General features: G+C 47.2%; 19 protein-coding genes. 15 read left to right on the forward strand and 4 right to left on the reverse strand.

Annotation, left to right across the window (positions count from 1 at the left end; all coding sequences use genetic code 11):
* Window positions 1–20 precede the first annotated feature (20 nt).
* Window positions 21–917 carry a hydroxymethylglutaryl-CoA lyase gene (locus tag EHO60_RS08635; protein WP_135767711.1) on the reverse strand — a complete coding sequence of 299 codons (897 nt, stop codon included), beginning with the start codon at window positions 915–917 and terminating at the stop codon, window positions 21–23.
* Window positions 918–970: 53 nt separating this feature from the next.
* Here EHO60_RS08635 and EHO60_RS08640 point away from each other — a divergent pair, with 53 nt between their 5' ends.
* Window positions 971–1,738: an ABC transporter ATP-binding protein gene (locus EHO60_RS08640; RefSeq protein ID WP_135767712.1), complete on the forward strand. Its 768-nt coding sequence runs from the start codon at window positions 971–973 to the stop codon at window positions 1,736–1,738.
* Window positions 1,739–1,740: 2 nt separating this feature from the next.
* Here the strand turns inward: EHO60_RS08640 and EHO60_RS08645 are convergent, their stop codons facing one another.
* Together EHO60_RS08645 and EHO60_RS08650 are read right to left on the reverse strand one after the other, a co-directional pair.
* Window positions 1,741–2,364, reverse strand: coding sequence for a hypothetical protein (locus EHO60_RS08645; protein WP_135767713.1), 624 nt, complete (start codon window positions 2,362–2,364; stop codon window positions 1,741–1,743).
* Between the two features lie 65 nt (window positions 2,365–2,429).
* Window positions 2,430–3,470, reverse strand: a complete 1,041-nt coding sequence (locus tag EHO60_RS08650; protein WP_135768010.1) for a tetratricopeptide repeat protein — start codon at window positions 3,468–3,470, stop codon at window positions 2,430–2,432.
* Here EHO60_RS08650 and EHO60_RS08655 point away from each other — a divergent pair.
* From EHO60_RS08655 to purQ, 7 genes are all read left to right on the forward strand, one after another.
* Window positions 3,470–4,093 carry an ABC transporter ATP-binding protein gene (locus EHO60_RS08655; protein ID WP_135767714.1) on the forward strand — a complete coding sequence of 208 codons (624 nt, stop codon included), beginning with the start codon at window positions 3,470–3,472 and terminating at the stop codon, window positions 4,091–4,093. The two genes, EHO60_RS08650 and EHO60_RS08655, sit on opposite strands and share 1 nt — an antisense overlap.
* Complete coding sequence (locus EHO60_RS08660) at window positions 4,090–4,761, forward strand: heme exporter protein CcmB (RefSeq protein WP_135767715.1); 672 nt, start codon at window positions 4,090–4,092, stop codon at window positions 4,759–4,761. Before EHO60_RS08655 ends, EHO60_RS08660 begins: the two co-directional genes overlap by 4 nt.
* A 44-nt stretch (window positions 4,762–4,805) precedes the next feature.
* The gene (ccsA, locus tag EHO60_RS08665) at window positions 4,806–5,498 is read left to right on the forward strand and encodes a cytochrome c biogenesis protein (RefSeq protein ID WP_135767716.1); all 693 of its coding nucleotides are present in this window, start codon (window positions 4,806–4,808) and stop codon (window positions 5,496–5,498) included.
* A 90-nt stretch (window positions 5,499–5,588) separates the two neighbouring features.
* Entirely contained in the window at window positions 5,589–6,740 is a 1,152-nt protein-coding gene (locus tag EHO60_RS08670; RefSeq protein WP_135767717.1) for a PP2C family protein-serine/threonine phosphatase, read from the forward strand.
* Window positions 6,737–7,606, forward strand: a complete 870-nt coding sequence (locus EHO60_RS08675) for a phosphoribosylaminoimidazolesuccinocarboxamide synthase (RefSeq protein ID WP_135767718.1) — start codon at window positions 6,737–6,739, stop codon at window positions 7,604–7,606. Before EHO60_RS08670 ends, EHO60_RS08675 begins: the two co-directional genes overlap by 4 nt.
* The gene (gene purS / locus EHO60_RS08680; protein ID WP_135767719.1) at window positions 7,582–7,830 is read left to right on the forward strand and encodes a phosphoribosylformylglycinamidine synthase subunit PurS; all 249 of its coding nucleotides are present in this window, start codon (window positions 7,582–7,584) and stop codon (window positions 7,828–7,830) included. Before EHO60_RS08675 ends, purS begins: the two co-directional genes overlap by 25 nt.
* Window positions 7,827–8,486 (forward strand): phosphoribosylformylglycinamidine synthase subunit PurQ, encoded by a 660-nt coding sequence (gene purQ, locus EHO60_RS08685; RefSeq protein ID WP_135767720.1) that lies wholly within the window; start codon window positions 7,827–7,829, stop codon window positions 8,484–8,486. The genes purS and purQ overlap by 4 nt, the downstream gene beginning before the upstream one ends.
* A 199-nt stretch (window positions 8,487–8,685) precedes the next feature.
* Here purQ and EHO60_RS08690 read toward each other — a convergent pair whose 3' ends face one another.
* Window positions 8,686–9,654: a DUF2804 domain-containing protein gene (locus EHO60_RS08690; RefSeq protein WP_135767721.1), complete on the reverse strand. Its 969-nt coding sequence runs from the start codon at window positions 9,652–9,654 to the stop codon at window positions 8,686–8,688.
* Window positions 9,655–9,896: 242 nt separating this feature from the next.
* Here EHO60_RS08690 and EHO60_RS08695 point away from each other — a divergent pair, with 242 nt between their 5' ends.
* The 7 genes from EHO60_RS08695 to EHO60_RS08725 all read left to right on the forward strand — a co-directional run bounded on the left by EHO60_RS08695 (window position 9,897) and on the right by EHO60_RS08725 (window position 15,570).
* Complete coding sequence (locus tag EHO60_RS08695; protein ID WP_135768011.1) at window positions 9,897–11,141, forward strand: EAL domain-containing protein; 1,245 nt, start codon at window positions 9,897–9,899, stop codon at window positions 11,139–11,141.
* A 94-nt stretch (window positions 11,142–11,235) separates the two neighbouring features.
* Window positions 11,236–11,997: a Fe-S cluster assembly ATPase SufC gene (sufC, locus tag EHO60_RS08700; RefSeq protein ID WP_135767722.1), complete on the forward strand. Its 762-nt coding sequence runs from the start codon at window positions 11,236–11,238 to the stop codon at window positions 11,995–11,997.
* Entirely contained in the window at window positions 11,969–13,198 is a 1,230-nt protein-coding gene (sufD, locus tag EHO60_RS08705; RefSeq protein ID WP_135767723.1) for a Fe-S cluster assembly protein SufD, read from the forward strand. The genes sufC and sufD overlap by 29 nt, the downstream gene beginning before the upstream one ends.
* A complete protein-coding gene (locus EHO60_RS08710; protein ID WP_135767724.1) occupies window positions 13,198–13,512 on the forward strand; it encodes a non-heme iron oxygenase ferredoxin subunit in 315 nt (104 codons plus the stop codon). The genes sufD and EHO60_RS08710 overlap by 1 nt, the downstream gene beginning before the upstream one ends.
* A 32-nt stretch (window positions 13,513–13,544) precedes the next feature.
* Window positions 13,545–14,786 carry a cysteine desulfurase gene (locus tag EHO60_RS08715; protein ID WP_135768012.1) on the forward strand — a complete coding sequence of 414 codons (1,242 nt, stop codon included), beginning with the start codon at window positions 13,545–13,547 and terminating at the stop codon, window positions 14,784–14,786.
* Entirely contained in the window at window positions 14,770–15,210 is a 441-nt protein-coding gene (gene sufU / locus EHO60_RS08720; protein ID WP_135767725.1) for a Fe-S cluster assembly sulfur transfer protein SufU, read from the forward strand. Before EHO60_RS08715 ends, sufU begins: the two co-directional genes overlap by 17 nt.
* Before the next feature lie 27 nt (window positions 15,211–15,237).
* Window positions 15,238–15,570 carry a metal-sulfur cluster assembly factor gene (locus EHO60_RS08725; protein ID WP_135767726.1) on the forward strand — a complete coding sequence of 111 codons (333 nt, stop codon included), beginning with the start codon at window positions 15,238–15,240 and terminating at the stop codon, window positions 15,568–15,570.
* The last annotated feature ends 171 nt before the right edge of the window (window positions 15,571–15,741 follow it).

A 15,741-nucleotide genomic window follows, 5' to 3' on the forward strand; every position in this document is an offset into this window, starting at 1 on the left:
CGATCCTCTTCCCGCATAAATCAGGAGGAGGCCTTTGCTCGCAAAGCTATATAGGTACGCGAAGCCAACTTTCTGCCTAGAGCTGCTTCCATAAACGAAGAGGCTTCGATCAGTTTGGGTAGATCGATTCCTGTTCGGATTCCGGATTTTTGAAAGAAATAGAGAAGATCCTCCGTGGCCAGATTTCCGGAGGCTCCTTTTGCATACGGGCAACCTCCCAATCCTCCTGCGGAGGAATCAAAGGAACGGATCCCCATTTCGTAGGATTTTTCGACATTCGCAATCGCCATTCCATACGTATCGTGGAAATGCCCAGCTAATTTTTGGGAAGGAATTTCCTTTAGAAGTTCTGCAAGTAGTTTTTCTACTTCCGTCGGAACGGCGGTCCCGATGGTTTCTCCCAAAGAAATCTCATAGGCTCCTTGGTCCAAAAGAATCTTAGCGATTTCGCGGACTTTTTCTGGAGAGATCTTTCCTTCATATGGACAATCGATTACGGTCGAAACATAACCCCTGACTCGAATTCCGTCCTGATGCGCCTCTCGGAAAATTTCCCGAAAACCTTCGATCGATTCGGAGATGGTACGGTTGATGTTCCGTTTGGTAAAACTTTCCGACGCTGCGGTGAATACGGCGACTTCCCGGAAGCCCGCTTCCTTCGCCGCTTGGTATCCTTTCAAATTCGGAGTCAAGGCGCTGAAATTCGTGCCTTCTTTCCAATTTAAGGATGTAGAGAGTTCTTTGGCGTCAGATAGTTGGGGGATCGCCTCTTTTTTTACGAAAGAAGTGGCTTCTATATTCGAAATTCCGGCCGATTGCAATTTGCGGATGAACGTGAGTTTGTCTTCGGTCGAGATCTCTTTGGACTCGTTCTGTAGTCCGTCCCTAGGACCCACTTCCGTGATTTTGAGAGACATTGCTTCAGGGGATTGGTTGTAAGAATTTCGGGCAAGCATTAAACCGGTATTCGATGGAAGCGCCCGATTCGTTTTCCGAAACCGCACTCGAGGCATTCGGACTCTCGATCAAAACTACGGAAAAAACCCTTGTGAAGGATGTGTTCCTGAAAATTCCGAAGGGAGAGTTTTACGCGTTGCTCGGGAGATCCGGCTCGGGAAAATCCACGTTCCTAAAAGGAATTCTCGGACTTCCTTTTCCTTCCTCTTGGAAGTTAGACGGCACGATCCTGTTTTTCGGTAGGCCGAAATCGACTTTTCCTCCCAGAGATATCCAGCCGGTTTTTCAAGATCCCGTCTTAAGTTTTAATCCGACCTGGACTTTGGAAAAAAGCCTTTCGGAACCCTTACGGATTTTTCAGGAAGCAAAAACCTATGAAGCTTCGGTTCGACATTGGTTGCCCATATTGGGTCTGGAGGAAAAGGATAGAGACAGGCTCCCTTCTTTTTTTTCCGGCGGAGAACTCCAAAGATTCGCTTTGCTCCGGGCATTGCTCTGTAGACCGAAGATTCTGCTTTTGGACGAAGCGACCTCGGCCCTGGATCCCATTCTGAATTCGGAGATTTTGTCGGCGTTGTCCGAATTGCGCGGGAAAGAAGGAGTTACGATCCTCTGGGTCACGCATAATATAAAATCCGCTTTTAAATATTGTTCCAGAATCGGAGTGATGGAAAAAGGAAGAATCGTAGAGGAAGGAACTCCCTCCGAGCTGCGTCGTCGTCCCCGGGAAGAGGAGACGCGACTGTTCGTAGCGTCTCTTCCCGGAGAAGGTCGAAAATAGTTTCAGAAATCTATGTGCTGTAGATTTTTTCTGTCCTTTTTGTCTTTGTACAATGCGAGCAGAATATCGATACGATAGATCGAAGATCGCAAACTAGTTTCAAGCAGTCGTAACGCGCGGATCTGATTTTCGAGAGACATTTCGTTCAGCAAAGTTCTTTCCGATTTTTCGAAAACTTCGTGAGTTACTTCGCTCTGTTTGAGGTCGCTCGGTTTAAAAATAATCTTTTTGTTCTCGAACATGACCTCGTAATAGATCCGTTTACTTTCGGAGGCCAAGGTGATGTCTTTCACCTTTCCCCCTTCGAACTGGAACATGATGTACTTGAGCAAGTTGCTCTCGTAACCGTCCTCCACTTGAAAGGGAATGTCCTCCGTGACGATGGTTTGGCGTTTCTCATATTCCGGTTTCAGAACGACGAGAATCTCGTGCTTGCGTTCCAAATCCTTCAGTCTTTCTCCGATAGTCGCTTCGAGACTACCGATGATTTTTCGTAAAGATTTGGTGTATTCGCTGCTTTCGTCCTGGAATACGTCCGACTGGCTGACCTTTTGTTTTTCTTGGGCCAAGAGCGGAGTTAGAAATAAGAGGGCCGCCAATGCGAAAAGCCTGGTTTGGTTTTTCATCGGTTCCTCCGGCTTCAAGAATGCTCTATTTCCTTGCGAATGCCAAGCCTTTTTCGGGTCGGAGTTTATTGTTCCTTTTCCGATTCCTCGTCCAACGCTTTGATTTCCGCGAAGCGTTTGGCGAGATCTCTCCTTCTCTCTATGATTTTGAGCGAAAATTCGGTAAAGAACGGATCGTTGGGGTATTTCAGTAATTCCTCGTATTCCTTCGCGGCCGTGACATAATCGCCTATGCGGCCGGCAGTCTCCGCGAAATAAAAATGGAATTTCTTGTTATACGAGCGCTTGTTTCCTTGTTCGTCGTGGAGGTCGGTGTTCCTGAAAATTTTGTACGCGTAGTAATCTCTTCCACCCAAGATCTCCAATCGGGCTAGGCCTAGCTTTGCGTCCGGACTGTTCTCGTCTATTTTGAGCGCCCTTTGGATGTAGATTTTCGCACGATTCTTGAGATCCGTTTTTATGTAATGTTCCGCGAGAAGGATCAGAGCTTCCGTATGGAATTGGTTCCGTTCCACGGCTTTTTTATAGGAAATCACCGCCGGAATAGGTTCGTTTAATAATTCGTAAAGTACTCCGGCATGAAGGTAGGTCCTATAATATTGCGGGACTTCCGCGAACGCGTATTCGAATTGCAGGACGGCCTTTTGGTAGTTTTTTTCCAGATGGTAGGCTCTGCCCAAATTATAACGGAAGGCGAAAAACGAAGGGTCGAATCGGACTCCGGACTCCAACATGCGAACGGCGAGTTTTCTTTTTTCAGGATCCGCGGTTTGCAGGATACGGACCGCTTCGTTATTGAATAGTCCGCAGTTTTCGATCCTTTGTCCGTCGAATTCGAAGGATCCTTTGGAACCGGGAGGATCTCCTTTCCAATTTCTTCCGGCTGCAAGGATAAAGTCCTGGTCCGTACGGAGAAGGCTTCCGTCCTCGTAGAATTCCGGATCCAGGAGATCGTTTTCTCCCCAGAGAATTCCGGCGTATTCCTTGCCGCCGATTTTAAATTGGGCCGAAAGTCCGACGGTCGCGCAAAGGGCAAAGGCGGTGCAAGACCATAAGCCGAAATTTATGCCTTGTAAAATCGCTTTTCGGACCCAAATTGTCCCCATTGGCTGCTTCACAAACACCCGTTCCCGTTCTGGAATGTTCGGGCCTTTTTTATACTATCGGACGAAAGTCCGTACTCAAGAACGTTTCCTTTTCCGTTTTTCCCGGAGAGGCGTTGCTTGTACGGGGGAGGAACGGAGCGGGAAAAACGACTCTTTTGAAGTCGGTCCTGCATCACGGGAAGTTTTCGGCAGAATTTCGATTTCGTAAGGGGCCGAAGCCCAAAATCTCCTATTTGGGTCACGAACTGGGTCTGTATACGACCTTGAGTTTAGAGGAGAATTTGGAATACTTTCGGGGAATTTCAGGTACGTTTCGGGATCCGATCTGGATCGAGACCTGGCTGAAACATTTTCGCCTTTGGACTCGGAGAATGGATCCGGTTTCCTCCTTTTCTAGGGGGATGAAGCAGAAAGCCGCTTTGGTCCGCGCCCTAGCTCCGATTTCCGACCTGTATTTGTTGGACGAACCTTTGACAGCTTTGGATGGGGAAGGCGCTGCGGCAGCCGTTTCCCTTTTGGAGAGCGTTTGCAGCGAATCCGCGATGATGCTCGTGACTCACGACCCGAATTTCGCTTTGAAAGTCAAAACGAGGGTTCTGGATTTGGGGGAAAATTCCCGTTGAAATCCTTTCTCTCTTTGCTGAAAAAAGAACTTCGTTTAATGGGAAGGGCGAGTAACGGAATCCTTTCCTTAGTGGTTCTGGTTTCCGCCATGGTCTTTCTATTTCACTTCGCGCTGGAAAGGAACGGAAAAATGGACCGTGTCACTCTGATCGGATTGAAATGGGCTGTTTTATTCGTGGCTTCCTTCGTTCTCATCGGGCAATTCACTTGGGAGGAAAGGGAAGCAGGAGGCGGTACCGCGAGTCGTCTTTTCTTGCCGGCGTGGGTCCTGTTCCTGTCCAAATCCTTTTTGGTGTTCTTAGCTCTCTCCGGGACAGGGATTTATCTTTTAGGTCTATTCGCACTCTTCTTTGCGGCGTTTCCCTGGGAAGTTGCGGAGTTCGGAAAGCAATTGGTCTTTTTTCTGCCTGGAATTCTTTCTCTTTCTTTTTTGGGAGTGGCTCTTTCCCACGTCAGCCTTTCCTCGCGTTTGAAGGAAATTCTATTGCCTCTTCTGCTTGTTCCTTTCTCGGTTCCGATCTTCCTGTACGGAATGGAGGCCGAAAGGAAACTCGTGTCCCAGTCCTTCTTTGCTCTGAAAGGATCCTTGGGTCTCTTGCTTGCGTTCTCGGTTTTTTATGCGTCCCTCGGCGCTCTGCTCGTAGAAATGACGTCCGACGACGAGTAATTCTACTTGATTCCAAGGAAAGGCTCAAACAAGCTCCATAGCGTATGCATGTTCGCCTTTCTCATCCTATTGGAGATTGGATTTTAGGTTCGGTTTTCGCGGTTTTTTTTCCTTTTTCGGTTTTGCTCGGCCTTTTTTATCCCGCGGTGATTCTGGACCAGGGAGTTTCGCATCGGATTTTTTATTTTCACGTGCCTGTCGCCTGGGTTGCTCTTTACGGTCCTGTGATTTCCTCGGTTTGCGCCGTCATCTATCTTTGGAAGAAGGCTCCGATTTGGGACACTCTATCTCTTTCCGCGAATAAGATTTCCCTTTTGTTCGCCGCAGGAGTTCTTTTTTCCGGTCCGATCTGGGCTTACAGCGCTTGGGGCACTCCTTGGGATTTTACCGACGCCCGTTTGCAGTCCTTTTTCGTTCTGGTCTTGAGTCTGGTTGCGTATTTTCTATTGCGCGGCTTGGTTTTGGATCCCGGGAAAAAAAGGATTTTTTCCGCGTTCTTAAGTCTGATCTGCACTGCGAACGCCATTATGACTTGGGGGGCGATCCGTTGGGTGGAAAATCCCGGAAATCATCCGGAATCCGTTTTGGGAAAGGGGGGAATGGACCCGGACATGAAAAGCGCGTTTTGGGCAGGCGTTTTAGGGTATCATGTTCTTTTTCTCGTCTTGTACCGCCTGGTTTATAGATTGGATAAATCCTTGGCCGCGAGAGAAGATCTCGTTTTGGACGAGGATTGAAAGGAAAGAGAGAAGGTTCTTTTTTATCGGACGAAGCGTAAATTTCCGAACTTCTTGAAAAACGATCTTTAGAAAAATAGTTTATCCAGTATGGCAACGTTACCGAGCGGCGAAAGTATTTTGAAATATTCCGATTATTCGGTTCTGGCCGTCGACGACTCCGATATCAATCTGAAACTTCTGGTCCATACTTTGAAGCCTCTCGGTTTTCAGGTTTTGACCGCGATCAATACGGAAGAGGCCCGCGCCATCTTGGCTACGAATCATGTGGACGTGCTATTGCTGGACGTGAGTATGCCGGGCCAAGACGGATTTTCGTTCTGCAAAGAACTTCGGGAGATCGATCGGTTTAAACTTCTGCCGATCCTATTCATTACCGCCTACAATAGGGAAATCGGTTTCGACGAAGCCATTACCCACGGAGGCGACGATTTTCTGCATAAGCCTTTTCAACCTCGGGAATTGGTGGCAAAGATTCGCGCATTTATTCGGATCAAGAATCTTCAAGACGAACTCATGCAGCAGAAGAAAAAGTATGAGAAAGAACTTGTGATGGCTCGCAGAGTGCAGCAGGAGTTGGTGCCGGAAAAGTCCTTGGATTGGAATCACCTGCATGTGAGTTCCATCTTCCACCCTTTGATGCAGATCGGCGGGGATTTTATAGACGCTTGGGTGGAAGACGATAATCTTCATTTGTTCATCGCCGATTGTTCCGGGCATGGACCGTCCGCGGCATTGCTTTCGGCAATGGTAAAGATGCAGGTTTCTAATCTTAGCAAAATCACCGGTTTGAAGGAAAAGGTATCGAATCTAAGGGCCCAATTGGAAAAGATCCTGCCTGAAGATTTTTCCATCACGTTCTTTTACGGAATTTTAAATAAGAATCGAACACTGGAATATGCAAACGGAGGACATCCTCCTCCCTTGTTGTACCGTAGCGGCTCGGTGGAAGAATTGTCCGGCATGGGACCGCTGATCATTCCTCTGGACTTGGGCACGGAAGACGAGTTTCGGACGATACCTTTCGAACCGGGTTCTTCTTTGCTGTTTTATACGGATGGCGCTACCGAGATCACGGATGAAAATTATAATATTCTGGGAGAAGAGAATCTTAAAAGGATTTTTAGAGAGGCCGTGGAATCCGATCAAGATATTCTGAATTTCTGTCTGGATAAAATTCTGATGCATTCCAACCGATTGACTCACGACGACGATATCGCCTTGATGGTGGTGAAAGGATGATGACTCTTCCGAAGCCGAATTATACGGGAAAAGTCCGGGACGTTTTCGATCTAGGAAACGAATTAATCTTGGTATCTACGGACAGAGTTTCCGCTTTCGATGTGGTATTCCGGCAGACAGTTCCGGACAAAGGAAAGATTCTAAACCGCATCTCGGCCGAATGGTTTCGAACCTTCCGGGATATACCGAATCATGTGATCTCTACGGATATTTCCTCCTTTCCCGAACCGTTCCGGAATCGTCCGGAATTGGATGGGAGATCGATTCTGGTAAAAAAATGTCGGCGAATCGATTTCGAATGTGTGGTCCGAGGTTATTTGTCCGGATCCGGTTGGAAGGAATACAAAGAAAACGGAACTCTCGCGTTCAAAAAACTTCCTTCCGGCATGTCCGAATCCGAAAAGCTGCCCGAACCGGTTTTTACTCCCGCGATCAAAAACGATTCCGGACACGATGAAAACGTCTCCGAAAAGCGTATGGAAGAAGAACTAGGAACGGATCTCTTTCGGATTCTAAAGGAAAAATCGATTTCCATTTATAGCCGAGCGGCCGAATTGGTAGGGAAGGCGGGCATTCTTCTCTGCGACACTAAATTCGAGTTCGGGATTCTGGACGGTCAGGTCATTCTCATCGACGAAATTCTTACTCCGGATTCTTCCCGTTATTGGTCCGCAGAGACGTACCGAAAAGGAACGACTCCTCCAAGTATGGATAAGCAGATTTTACGGAATTATTTGGAAAAGTCCGGCTGGAACAAACAGCCGCCAGCTCCCGATTTACCTGAAAATCTGATTTCGGAGCTCGCCGCAGCTTACCAGCAAATACAGGATCGGCTTTTGCAATGTTTATCGCAAGAATCAACGTAACTTTAAAGGAATCCGTTCTGGATCCTCAGGGTAGTACCGTACAGGGAACTCTTCACGAATTAGGAGAATCTTCGGTGCAAGATGTTCGGGTGGGAAAATATATAGAAGTAAAATTGGATTCTCCCGATATCGCTTCCGCACAGAAAATCGTGGATCGCATTTGCGAAAAACTATTGGTAAATCACGTGATAGAGACGTATCGCTCGGAGATCATACCCGCATGAGAGTTGCGGTAGTAACGTTTCCCGGCTCCAACTGCGATAACGACATCGTCTCCGTATTAAAAAATTTTTATTCCGCTCAAGTCGATAAGATCTGGCATAAAGATCAATTTTCCGTAAAATACGATTTAGTGATTCTGCCGGGCGGGTTTTCTTACGGAGATTACCTTCGGTCTGGGGCAATGGCGGCCTTTTCACCCGTGATGCAATCCGTAAAAGAGCATGTGGGTCGCGGCGGAAAACTTTTCGGAATCTGTAACGGCTTTCAGATTCTTGCCGAGGCGGGCTACCTTCCGGGCGCTTTGATCCGGAATCGAAACCTAAAATACGTCTGTAGGACGGTCGGTCTAAAAAAGGGCTCCGATTCGAATCGGATCAGCGGAAAATTGCCTGACGATCGGATATTGAGAGTTCCGGTTGCCCACGGAGACGGTTGCTATTTCGCATCCTCCGAGGTTCGGAAACAATTAAAGGAAGAGGGAAGGATTCTCTTTTTGTACTCGGGCGGAAATCCGAACGGAAGTTTGGACGACATCGCCGGAATTTGTTCCTCCGATTTTAAGGTGACTGGAATGATGCCTCACCCGGAGCGAGCGATGAACGAGGTTACCGGCGAAATGGACGGAAAGGTCGTACTAGATTTGATTTTGGGGATTTGAGGATCGCTCCGGTTCGGCACGTTTGTGAGCGATTGCCGCTTTTTTTGCAGGAGTTCCTACAAGAAATTTGCAAAAAAACATTCTTGTCGAAACGATAAAATTTTGATAGGTGGTTGGAAGTCGCGCTTCGAGCGGGGTACCACCGCACCGGCCCCCACCCAAAGGAGGGCGGGGCTACCTTAATAATATCCGCCCTCGCTTAACCCAATTCCTCTTCCCAGATTGCGATTCCGTCTTTTATCGTTTCCTTCTTTCCCTTATTTTTGATCCAGCCGGATACGGTATATATCGTTTTTCTAAATTTATGGGATCCCCAAGTGGTAGGTCTGGAAAAACTGGCTTCGACACTCGGTTCCAATGCCAGTTCGAACCGGGAATTTTCTCCGACTAAAATCCTGCTCTTACCGCGCATTTTTTGTTCGAACGGCAGGGAGGTTTCCCAGGAGCCGTCTTTCCACAAGAAGACGCTCGGGTCCTGGGATTCGTAGAGATGAATCTTCTTCTTTCCGGAAGTACGAGCATAAATCCGATTTTCTAGCGGAAAAGCGAAACTGGAATATCCTTTGGCGACGGAATAGGCGAGGGTTTCGTTCTCCATATCGAAGGATAGGTCGTTCCAGGACAACTGTCCCTGTACGGACAAATCGGGAGAATGAGTGATAAAATACCAATCTTTTCCGGAAGGAAGAATCGCGGAATAGGGAAGGGATTTATTTTTGTCGCCAATGCCGACTAACGCATCCAATTGAAAATTGAGATCTTTTTCCCAAACGGCCGAATGGGTATAACCTTGTCGAATCGTATCGTCCAATCTGAAATTAAACCGATAATTGTCCTTCGTAAAGCTCCAATATCCGTCGCGAAACGTACCCTGTCGTAAAAAGGAAGAATTTCCTTTTTCGGAAATTTGAGTCTCTCGGACCGTTCCGTTCTTTTTATTCCACAGAAAGAGGCTTGCGCCGGACCGAAGAAGAGTTCGATACAAACGAAGCTCCAGAAAAATATCCTGATTAATGATATCTACGAGAACGGAATCCACGGAACGAATTTTTGATAGAAGACCGCTTTTGTATTCTCTCGAGTTGTCTACGAGAATGGTCCCGGAATACGTTCCAAAAAGAGGTTCCAACGTGGAAGGATGGAGCAAGGATCCGACAGATTCTTTCATGAAAAATTTTTCAACTATTCCTCGTTAGTTTAGCTTATTAGACCTTCGCAGGTTCTACACCGAACGGATTAGGTCATTTTTGTTTTTAGACGCGCTGAAAAGAAACGATTCTACTTGCGTCTGCGTATTCAATGAAAAAACACGGAAATTTTCCTTCCTTTCGCCCTTTTCTGTAATGCTCCAAAAAGGAAATATGCTTGTAGATACCTTTCCTTCAGGTTGTAGTTGTGCAGGAACTCCTCATGCTTGTGGAACAAGAGTACCATCAAATTCTCTCGTTGGGCGAAGGATACTATTCTCCCCATTACCAGCCAATTCTGGACGTAGGGAATCGGAATATTATCGGATATGAGGTTCTCGGTAGGGCGCTGGCTCCGGAATCGCAAGAATACCATTCTCTCGGCTATCATTTTCATAATCCGGAAACCGACACCGTCCGCCTTGTTCATATCGACCGGATCATCAGAGAGAAAGCGATCAAGCATCTGAAGGATACGGGACTGAAAACCAAGATGTTCCTGAATATGATGCCCAATTTTCTTTCCATGGTGTACAGTGGAGAGGTTCTGGATATCAAGAGGCTTCACGTTCTTCATCTGATCGAAAAGTACGAAATCAATCCTGCGGATATCGTTTTGGAGATCACCGAGGACAAGTTCGAAGGGAATATAGAAAAGCTCCTTTATATCGTGAGTGTCTTCCGGGAAAGAGGCATCAAAATCGCGGTCGACGATTTGGGAGTAGGTTTTTCCAACCTGGAAAGAATCGGTTATATCCATCCGGATATCATGAAGGTGGATATCAAAATTATGAGGGAAAGCCTCAATAGGCGCTCCTTTAAAAATGTTCTCGCGGCTATCTCGGAAATGTCCCAAAGGCTAGGGTCGCAACTTCTGTTCGAAGGAGTCGAAACCGAGGAAGAGTTGTATCTTGCGCTTTCCATGGGGGCGAATCTTTTACAGGGTTTTTATTTCTCCAAACCTTCGCTGGATTTTCAGGATAAGAAGCGTTTCAACAAGACCTTGAAGGATTCTCTGGAAAAATTCTCCGGTTTAAGATTTTTGGAGATCCTGGAAAATCTGAAAAAGGAAAAATTCTTTTCCGATTTATTCACCGATACGTTTAAACAGATCTCCACCGACAGTCCCGAAAATATGGCTCGAAGTCTGGAGGAGAAACTCGGTGAGTTGCCGAAAGAGGCTACTTCCGTGCTCGTCTGCGATCTGCAAGGATACCAGGTCACGCCGACCTTCCAGAGAGACTCTTACGGGCTCCCATGGGCGAAACTTTTGACCGAGATCGGGAATAATTACGCTTGGAAACCTTTCTTTATCCGGCATAAGGCGGAATCTTTTCATTCCAATCGCCTTTGGGGTTTTACGGAGCCGATCCACGATATAGATGCAAAAAGACAATATGTCTTATTTACTTTGAATTTAGGTTCCGAGTATGTTCTCGTCCTGAGATTGGACTGGGATTCTATTTAGGCAACCCGACCTCTTCTCCGATCGAATTTTCCGTTTCGTTTCCTATTGATCTCCGAGTCCGAATTAAAAACATAGTCTCAGGCGGGAGTCTGCAGTGGCGGAAAACTTACGTATCGTCGGGCTCCGGGCGGGAATAGAAACCGAATCCGGGGAAATTCAAGAGATTTTGAAAGGGGTCGACCTCGTAATCAAAGACGGGGAAGTCCATGCGATTATGGGGCCAAACGGCTCAGGAAAAAGCACGCTCTCGAACGTGATCATGGGTCACCCAAAGTATAAGGTGATTTCGGGAGACATTTTGTTTCGGGGGAAGTCCATACTGGACAAGCCTACTGACGAGCGCGCACGAGCCGGAATTTTTCTCTGCTTTCAATACCCTACTAGTATTCCGGGAGTCACCATCGGAAGTTTCCTGCGTACCATTTTGAAGTCGGTAAGGGGAAAGGATCTGCCCGTAAAGGAATTCCGCAAAGAATTAAAGGAGGCCACATCCCTATTGGAAGTTCCCGAGTCCTGGGTAGGTCGTTATGTGAACGACGGTTTTTCGGGAGGAGAAAAGAAGCGGAACGAAATCCTGCAAATGACTTTGTTGAAACCCAGCCTCTCCGTCTTGGACGAAACGGACTCCGGTTTGGATATAGACGCGCTCAGGATTATCAGCGAGGGAATCAACAAGAACAGATCCTCGGATAGAGCCGTTTTATTAATCACACATTATCAAAGAATGCTAAACTATGTGACTCCCGATTTCGTCCACGTTTTCGCTCAGGGAAAAATCCTGAAGACTGGAACCAGGGAATTGGCGTTGGAGTTGGAAGAAAAAGGATATGATTGGATTCTTTCCGGTGCAAACTGAGGGGATGCTGCAAATCGGACACTTCGAAGAATTCCTGTCCTCTCTGGAGGAGCCCGAATTTCTGAAGGAGTTCCGGAAAAAAGCGGATTCCCTTCTACAGTCCGCCAAATTCCCCGATTTACATCTCGAATCCTGGAGAAAATTAAATCTTTCTAATTTTAAATTATCCGAATATCAGAATCCTTGCCCGCCGTCAGCCATAGAGTTTTCGACCGGAAAATTCGCCGAAGTCAAAAAAATTTCCGAATTGGATCGGCAAGGCTGGGATCGTCTGCGACCGCTGCTTGAGGCTTTTTTGTCCTCCTACGAGTCGGAATGGGTTACCCTATTGGCAGCTTCCCGCTTTACCCATGCGTATTATATTAAGCTATTAAACGAAGTTCCCGAGGATTTCCATCCTGAAGTCGTCGTGGATTGCGAGGGCGGAGATTTTATCCTACCTCTGTTCGTTATAGAGGTTCCGGATCGCCTGAAAGGACGTTTTTCGGAACGCTGGAAATCCGCCTCCAAAGAGGGTTTTGTTTTTATGAACGGAATCACTTTGCTGAATATTCGGGCTGAAGCGGATTTTCAATATTCGGCTCTTGAGAACCTTGGGGATTCCACTTTCCGTTTTCGGACGGTTCGAGCCTTTCAAGAGCGAGATTCCAAGTTCCATGCTTCTCTCGCGATTTGGGGCGGATACAAAGGAAAGGCCTTCTTCGATTCCGAAGTCGTCGGAAAAGGCGCTTGGACTAGATATGCCGGCTTAAGCCCTTTATGCAAGAGAGAGTTCCAGGATACGGAAATTCGGATACTCCATAAGGAAAGCCATGCGCAGAGTTCCATACTTTTCCGGGTCGTTGCTCGAGACAAGGCGCATAACGTATTCACCGGTAATTTGCATATTCCTTCGAATTGTAAGGACGTAAGCGCCGTTCAAATCAACAACAATCTTCTCCTGGACCGTACTGCAAGAGCGGAATCCATTCCTAAACTCGAAGTGTTTGCGGATAGCGTCAAATGCGAGCACGGTGCCACAGTCGGTGAAATCGACGAAGAACAGTTATTCTATCTTGCCTCTAGAGGGATTTCCAAAGAGGAAGCCAGGCGGATGATCGTAGAAGGTTTTCTGGCCGAAGTGATCCGTGAATTCCCGTCCGAATCCATCCGGGAAGAGCTGACTAGAATGATTGAAACTAGAATGCTGGGAGAAGCGTGATGGCAAGGTATCGTCCTCTTGTCAAAGTAGGGGATCTGAAGGAAGGGCAGATTCGGATCGTGGAGACTAAATTCAACCGAATCGGTCTAACTATTATCGAGGGTGAGATCTTTGCCTTCGAGGATACCTGTACCCATGACGGAGAGGCGATTTCCCACGGAGAACTACAAGGCGACGTAATCACCTGCCCTAGGCATTTTGCGAAGTTTAACATTCGAAGCGGACGAGCGCTCTGCCCTCCCGCGGTAGAAGATCTTCCGGTTTTTCCGGTGAGAATCGTGGGTGACGAAGTGGAAGTGGAGTTAGAGGATTGACTTATGGTTCCGGTGAGGAAGGAGGAACGCATTTGGCTCTAGACGTTCAAAAGATTCGCGGAGATTTTCCGATTCTTTCCACGGAAATGAACGGCAAACCTTTGGTGTTTTTAGATAGCGCCGCAAGTTCCCAGAAGCCGAACTCCGTCATCCAGACGGTGCGTAAATACTACGAGATGGAGAACGCAAATATCCATCGCGGAGTCTATTTTCTCTCCCAAAAAGCGACGGAAAAATACGAGTTCGCTCGCATAAAGGTTTCCCGTTTTATCGGAGCTCCTTGTGCGAAAGTCATCATTTTTACCAGAAATACCACGGAATCCATCAATTTGGTGGCCCAATCCTGGGGTAGAACCAATGTGCATGAAGGGGACGAGATCGTCTTAACGGAGCTGGAACACCATTCCAATCTGGTTCCTTGGCAAATGCTTGCTCAAGAAAAACAGGCAGTTTTAAAATTCATTCCTTTAAATTACGATTCTACGTTGGACATGACCAATCTGGATCAGATCATCACGGATCGAACCAAATTAGTAGCGGTTTCCCAAATGTCGAATGTGACCGGAACCGTCCATGATCTGAATCCGATCCTTCGCCGGGCGAGGCAAGTCGGAGCCAAGGTTCTGGTGGACGGGGCCCAGGGAGTCTGTCATTTACCGGCGAATGTGCAAAAACAGGATTTCGACTTTTACGCGTTTTCCGCGCACAAAATGCTTGGCCCTACGGGTGTGGGAATTCTCTACGCGAAGGAAGAGATTTTGGAAACCATGCCTCCATGGATGGGGGGCGGCGACATGATCGCGAAAGTGTGGAAGGAAAAATCCACCTATGCAGATCTTCCCGCTAGATTGGAAGCGGGTACTCCCAATATAGCCGGAGTAATCGGTTTCGGCGCCGCAATCGATTATTTAGAAGCGGTAGGTATGGATGCGATTCGAAAGCACGAGTTGGAACTTTTATCGTACGCTCTGGAAAGGATGGAAGATTTCGGAGGACTCGAAATGTACGGCCCCAGAGATCTATCCGTAAGAGGCGGAGTGATTTCCTTCAATTTTCCGGGAGTTCACCCTCACGATGTCGGTTCCATTTTGGATGAAGAAGGGATCGCGATCCGAGTGGGTCATCATTGCGCTCAGCCTTTTATGGACTTTATGGGAATTTCCGGAACTTGCCGCGCTTCCTTGTACCTTTATAACACGAAAGAAGACGTGGATCGTCTTTTGGACGGTCTAAAGAAGGTGAAGGAGATTTTCGGCCGTGTCCTTAAGCGATGAGCTTTATAAGGAAGTCCTTTTAGACCATTATCAAAACCCGCGTAACTACGGGGAAATTATATATCCGGATCTGCACGAGGAGGGAGTGAATCCGCTCTGCGGAGACGAGGTGGAACTTTTCATCCGATTGGACGGAGATGTGATTTCGGAGATACGTTTTCGCGGGAAAGGATGTTCTATTTCCCAAGCTTCCGCTTCCATGCTTACGGAATGCCTACTCGGTAAGAATCTCTCGGAAGCGAAAAGATTGCTGAGAGAATTAAAAGCAAATCTTTTGGAAGATAAAAAATCGAACTATGCGGAGGAATATTCCGATCTCGATTCTTTGGAGGCGGTTAAGAAATTACCCGCAAGAATTAAATGCGCCGTACTACCTTGGAACACGTTGGAAAAAGCCGTTGAAAAGTTCCCTAAAGCGATTTAATATCGAATCAAGATCGGAAGGAAGATCATGCCTTTATTAGAAGAACCTAAAACGGAATTAGAGCGGAAAATTTACGATGAAATTAGCCGGGTAGAGGATCCGGAGATCGGAATCTCCGTGGCGGAACTCGGTTTAATCTATCGCATCAACGTGGAAAACGGAACGGCCAAAATAGAAATGACTTACACTTCTATGGCCTGTCCTGCCGGACCCCAGATGAAACAGGAAATCCAAGACAATGCGTTGCGAGTGGAGGGGGTGGATTCCGCCGAAGTGGAAGTAGTTTGGGTTCCTAAATGGGACCCGAGAACCATGGCTTCCGATGAAGCAAAAATGGATCTGGGAATTTTCGAGTATTAGGTTGTAGGGCCTGCAGGTAAATTGAGGCCTATTTTTCAGGCATTAAAAGCGTGCGTTGGCAATTTTTTTCCAAGCTTTCTTGTAGGAGTTCCAACAGGAATTTGCTAAGAAACGTTCTTGTCGAAACGATAAAATTCTGATAGGTGGTTGGAAGTCGCGCTTCGGGGGTAC

It is taken from the genome of Leptospira fletcheri, from assembly GCF_004769195.1.
Taxonomy (GTDB): Bacteria; Spirochaetota; Leptospiria; order Leptospirales; family Leptospiraceae; genus Leptospira_B; species Leptospira_B fletcheri.

Excerpts from the sequence above, each read along its gene's own strand:
- EHO60_RS08635 (WP_135767711.1), bottom strand. The coding sequence starts at position 917 with ATGTCTCTCAAAATCACGGAAGTGGGTCCTAGGGACGGACTACAGAAC.
- EHO60_RS08640 (WP_135767712.1), top strand. The coding sequence starts at position 971 with ATGGAAGCGCCCGATTCGTTTTCCGAAACCGCACTCGAGGCATTCGGA.
- EHO60_RS08645 (WP_135767713.1), bottom strand. The coding sequence starts at position 2,364 with ATGAAAAACCAAACCAGGCTTTTCGCATTGGCGGCCCTCTTATTTCTA.
- EHO60_RS08650 (WP_135768010.1), bottom strand. The coding sequence starts at position 3,470 with ATGGGGACAATTTGGGTCCGAAAAGCGATTTTACAAGGCATAAATTTC.
- ccsA (WP_135767716.1), top strand. The coding sequence starts at position 4,806 with ATGCATGTTCGCCTTTCTCATCCTATTGGAGATTGGATTTTAGGTTCG.
- EHO60_RS08670 (WP_135767717.1), top strand. The coding sequence starts at position 5,589 with ATGGCAACGTTACCGAGCGGCGAAAGTATTTTGAAATATTCCGATTAT.
- EHO60_RS08675 (WP_135767718.1), top strand. The coding sequence starts at position 6,737 with ATGATGACTCTTCCGAAGCCGAATTATACGGGAAAAGTCCGGGACGTT.
- purS (WP_135767719.1), top strand. The coding sequence starts at position 7,582 with ATGTTTATCGCAAGAATCAACGTAACTTTAAAGGAATCCGTTCTGGAT.
- purQ (WP_135767720.1), top strand. The coding sequence starts at position 7,827 with ATGAGAGTTGCGGTAGTAACGTTTCCCGGCTCCAACTGCGATAACGAC.
- EHO60_RS08690 (WP_135767721.1), bottom strand. The coding sequence starts at position 9,654 with ATGAAAGAATCTGTCGGATCCTTGCTCCATCCTTCCACGTTGGAACCT.
- EHO60_RS08695 (WP_135768011.1), top strand. The coding sequence starts at position 9,897 with ATGCTTGTGGAACAAGAGTACCATCAAATTCTCTCGTTGGGCGAAGGA.
- sufD (WP_135767723.1), top strand. The coding sequence starts at position 11,969 with ATGATTGGATTCTTTCCGGTGCAAACTGAGGGGATGCTGCAAATCGGA.
- EHO60_RS08710 (WP_135767724.1), top strand. The coding sequence starts at position 13,198 with ATGGCAAGGTATCGTCCTCTTGTCAAAGTAGGGGATCTGAAGGAAGGG.
- EHO60_RS08725 (WP_135767726.1), top strand. The coding sequence starts at position 15,238 with ATGCCTTTATTAGAAGAACCTAAAACGGAATTAGAGCGGAAAATTTAC.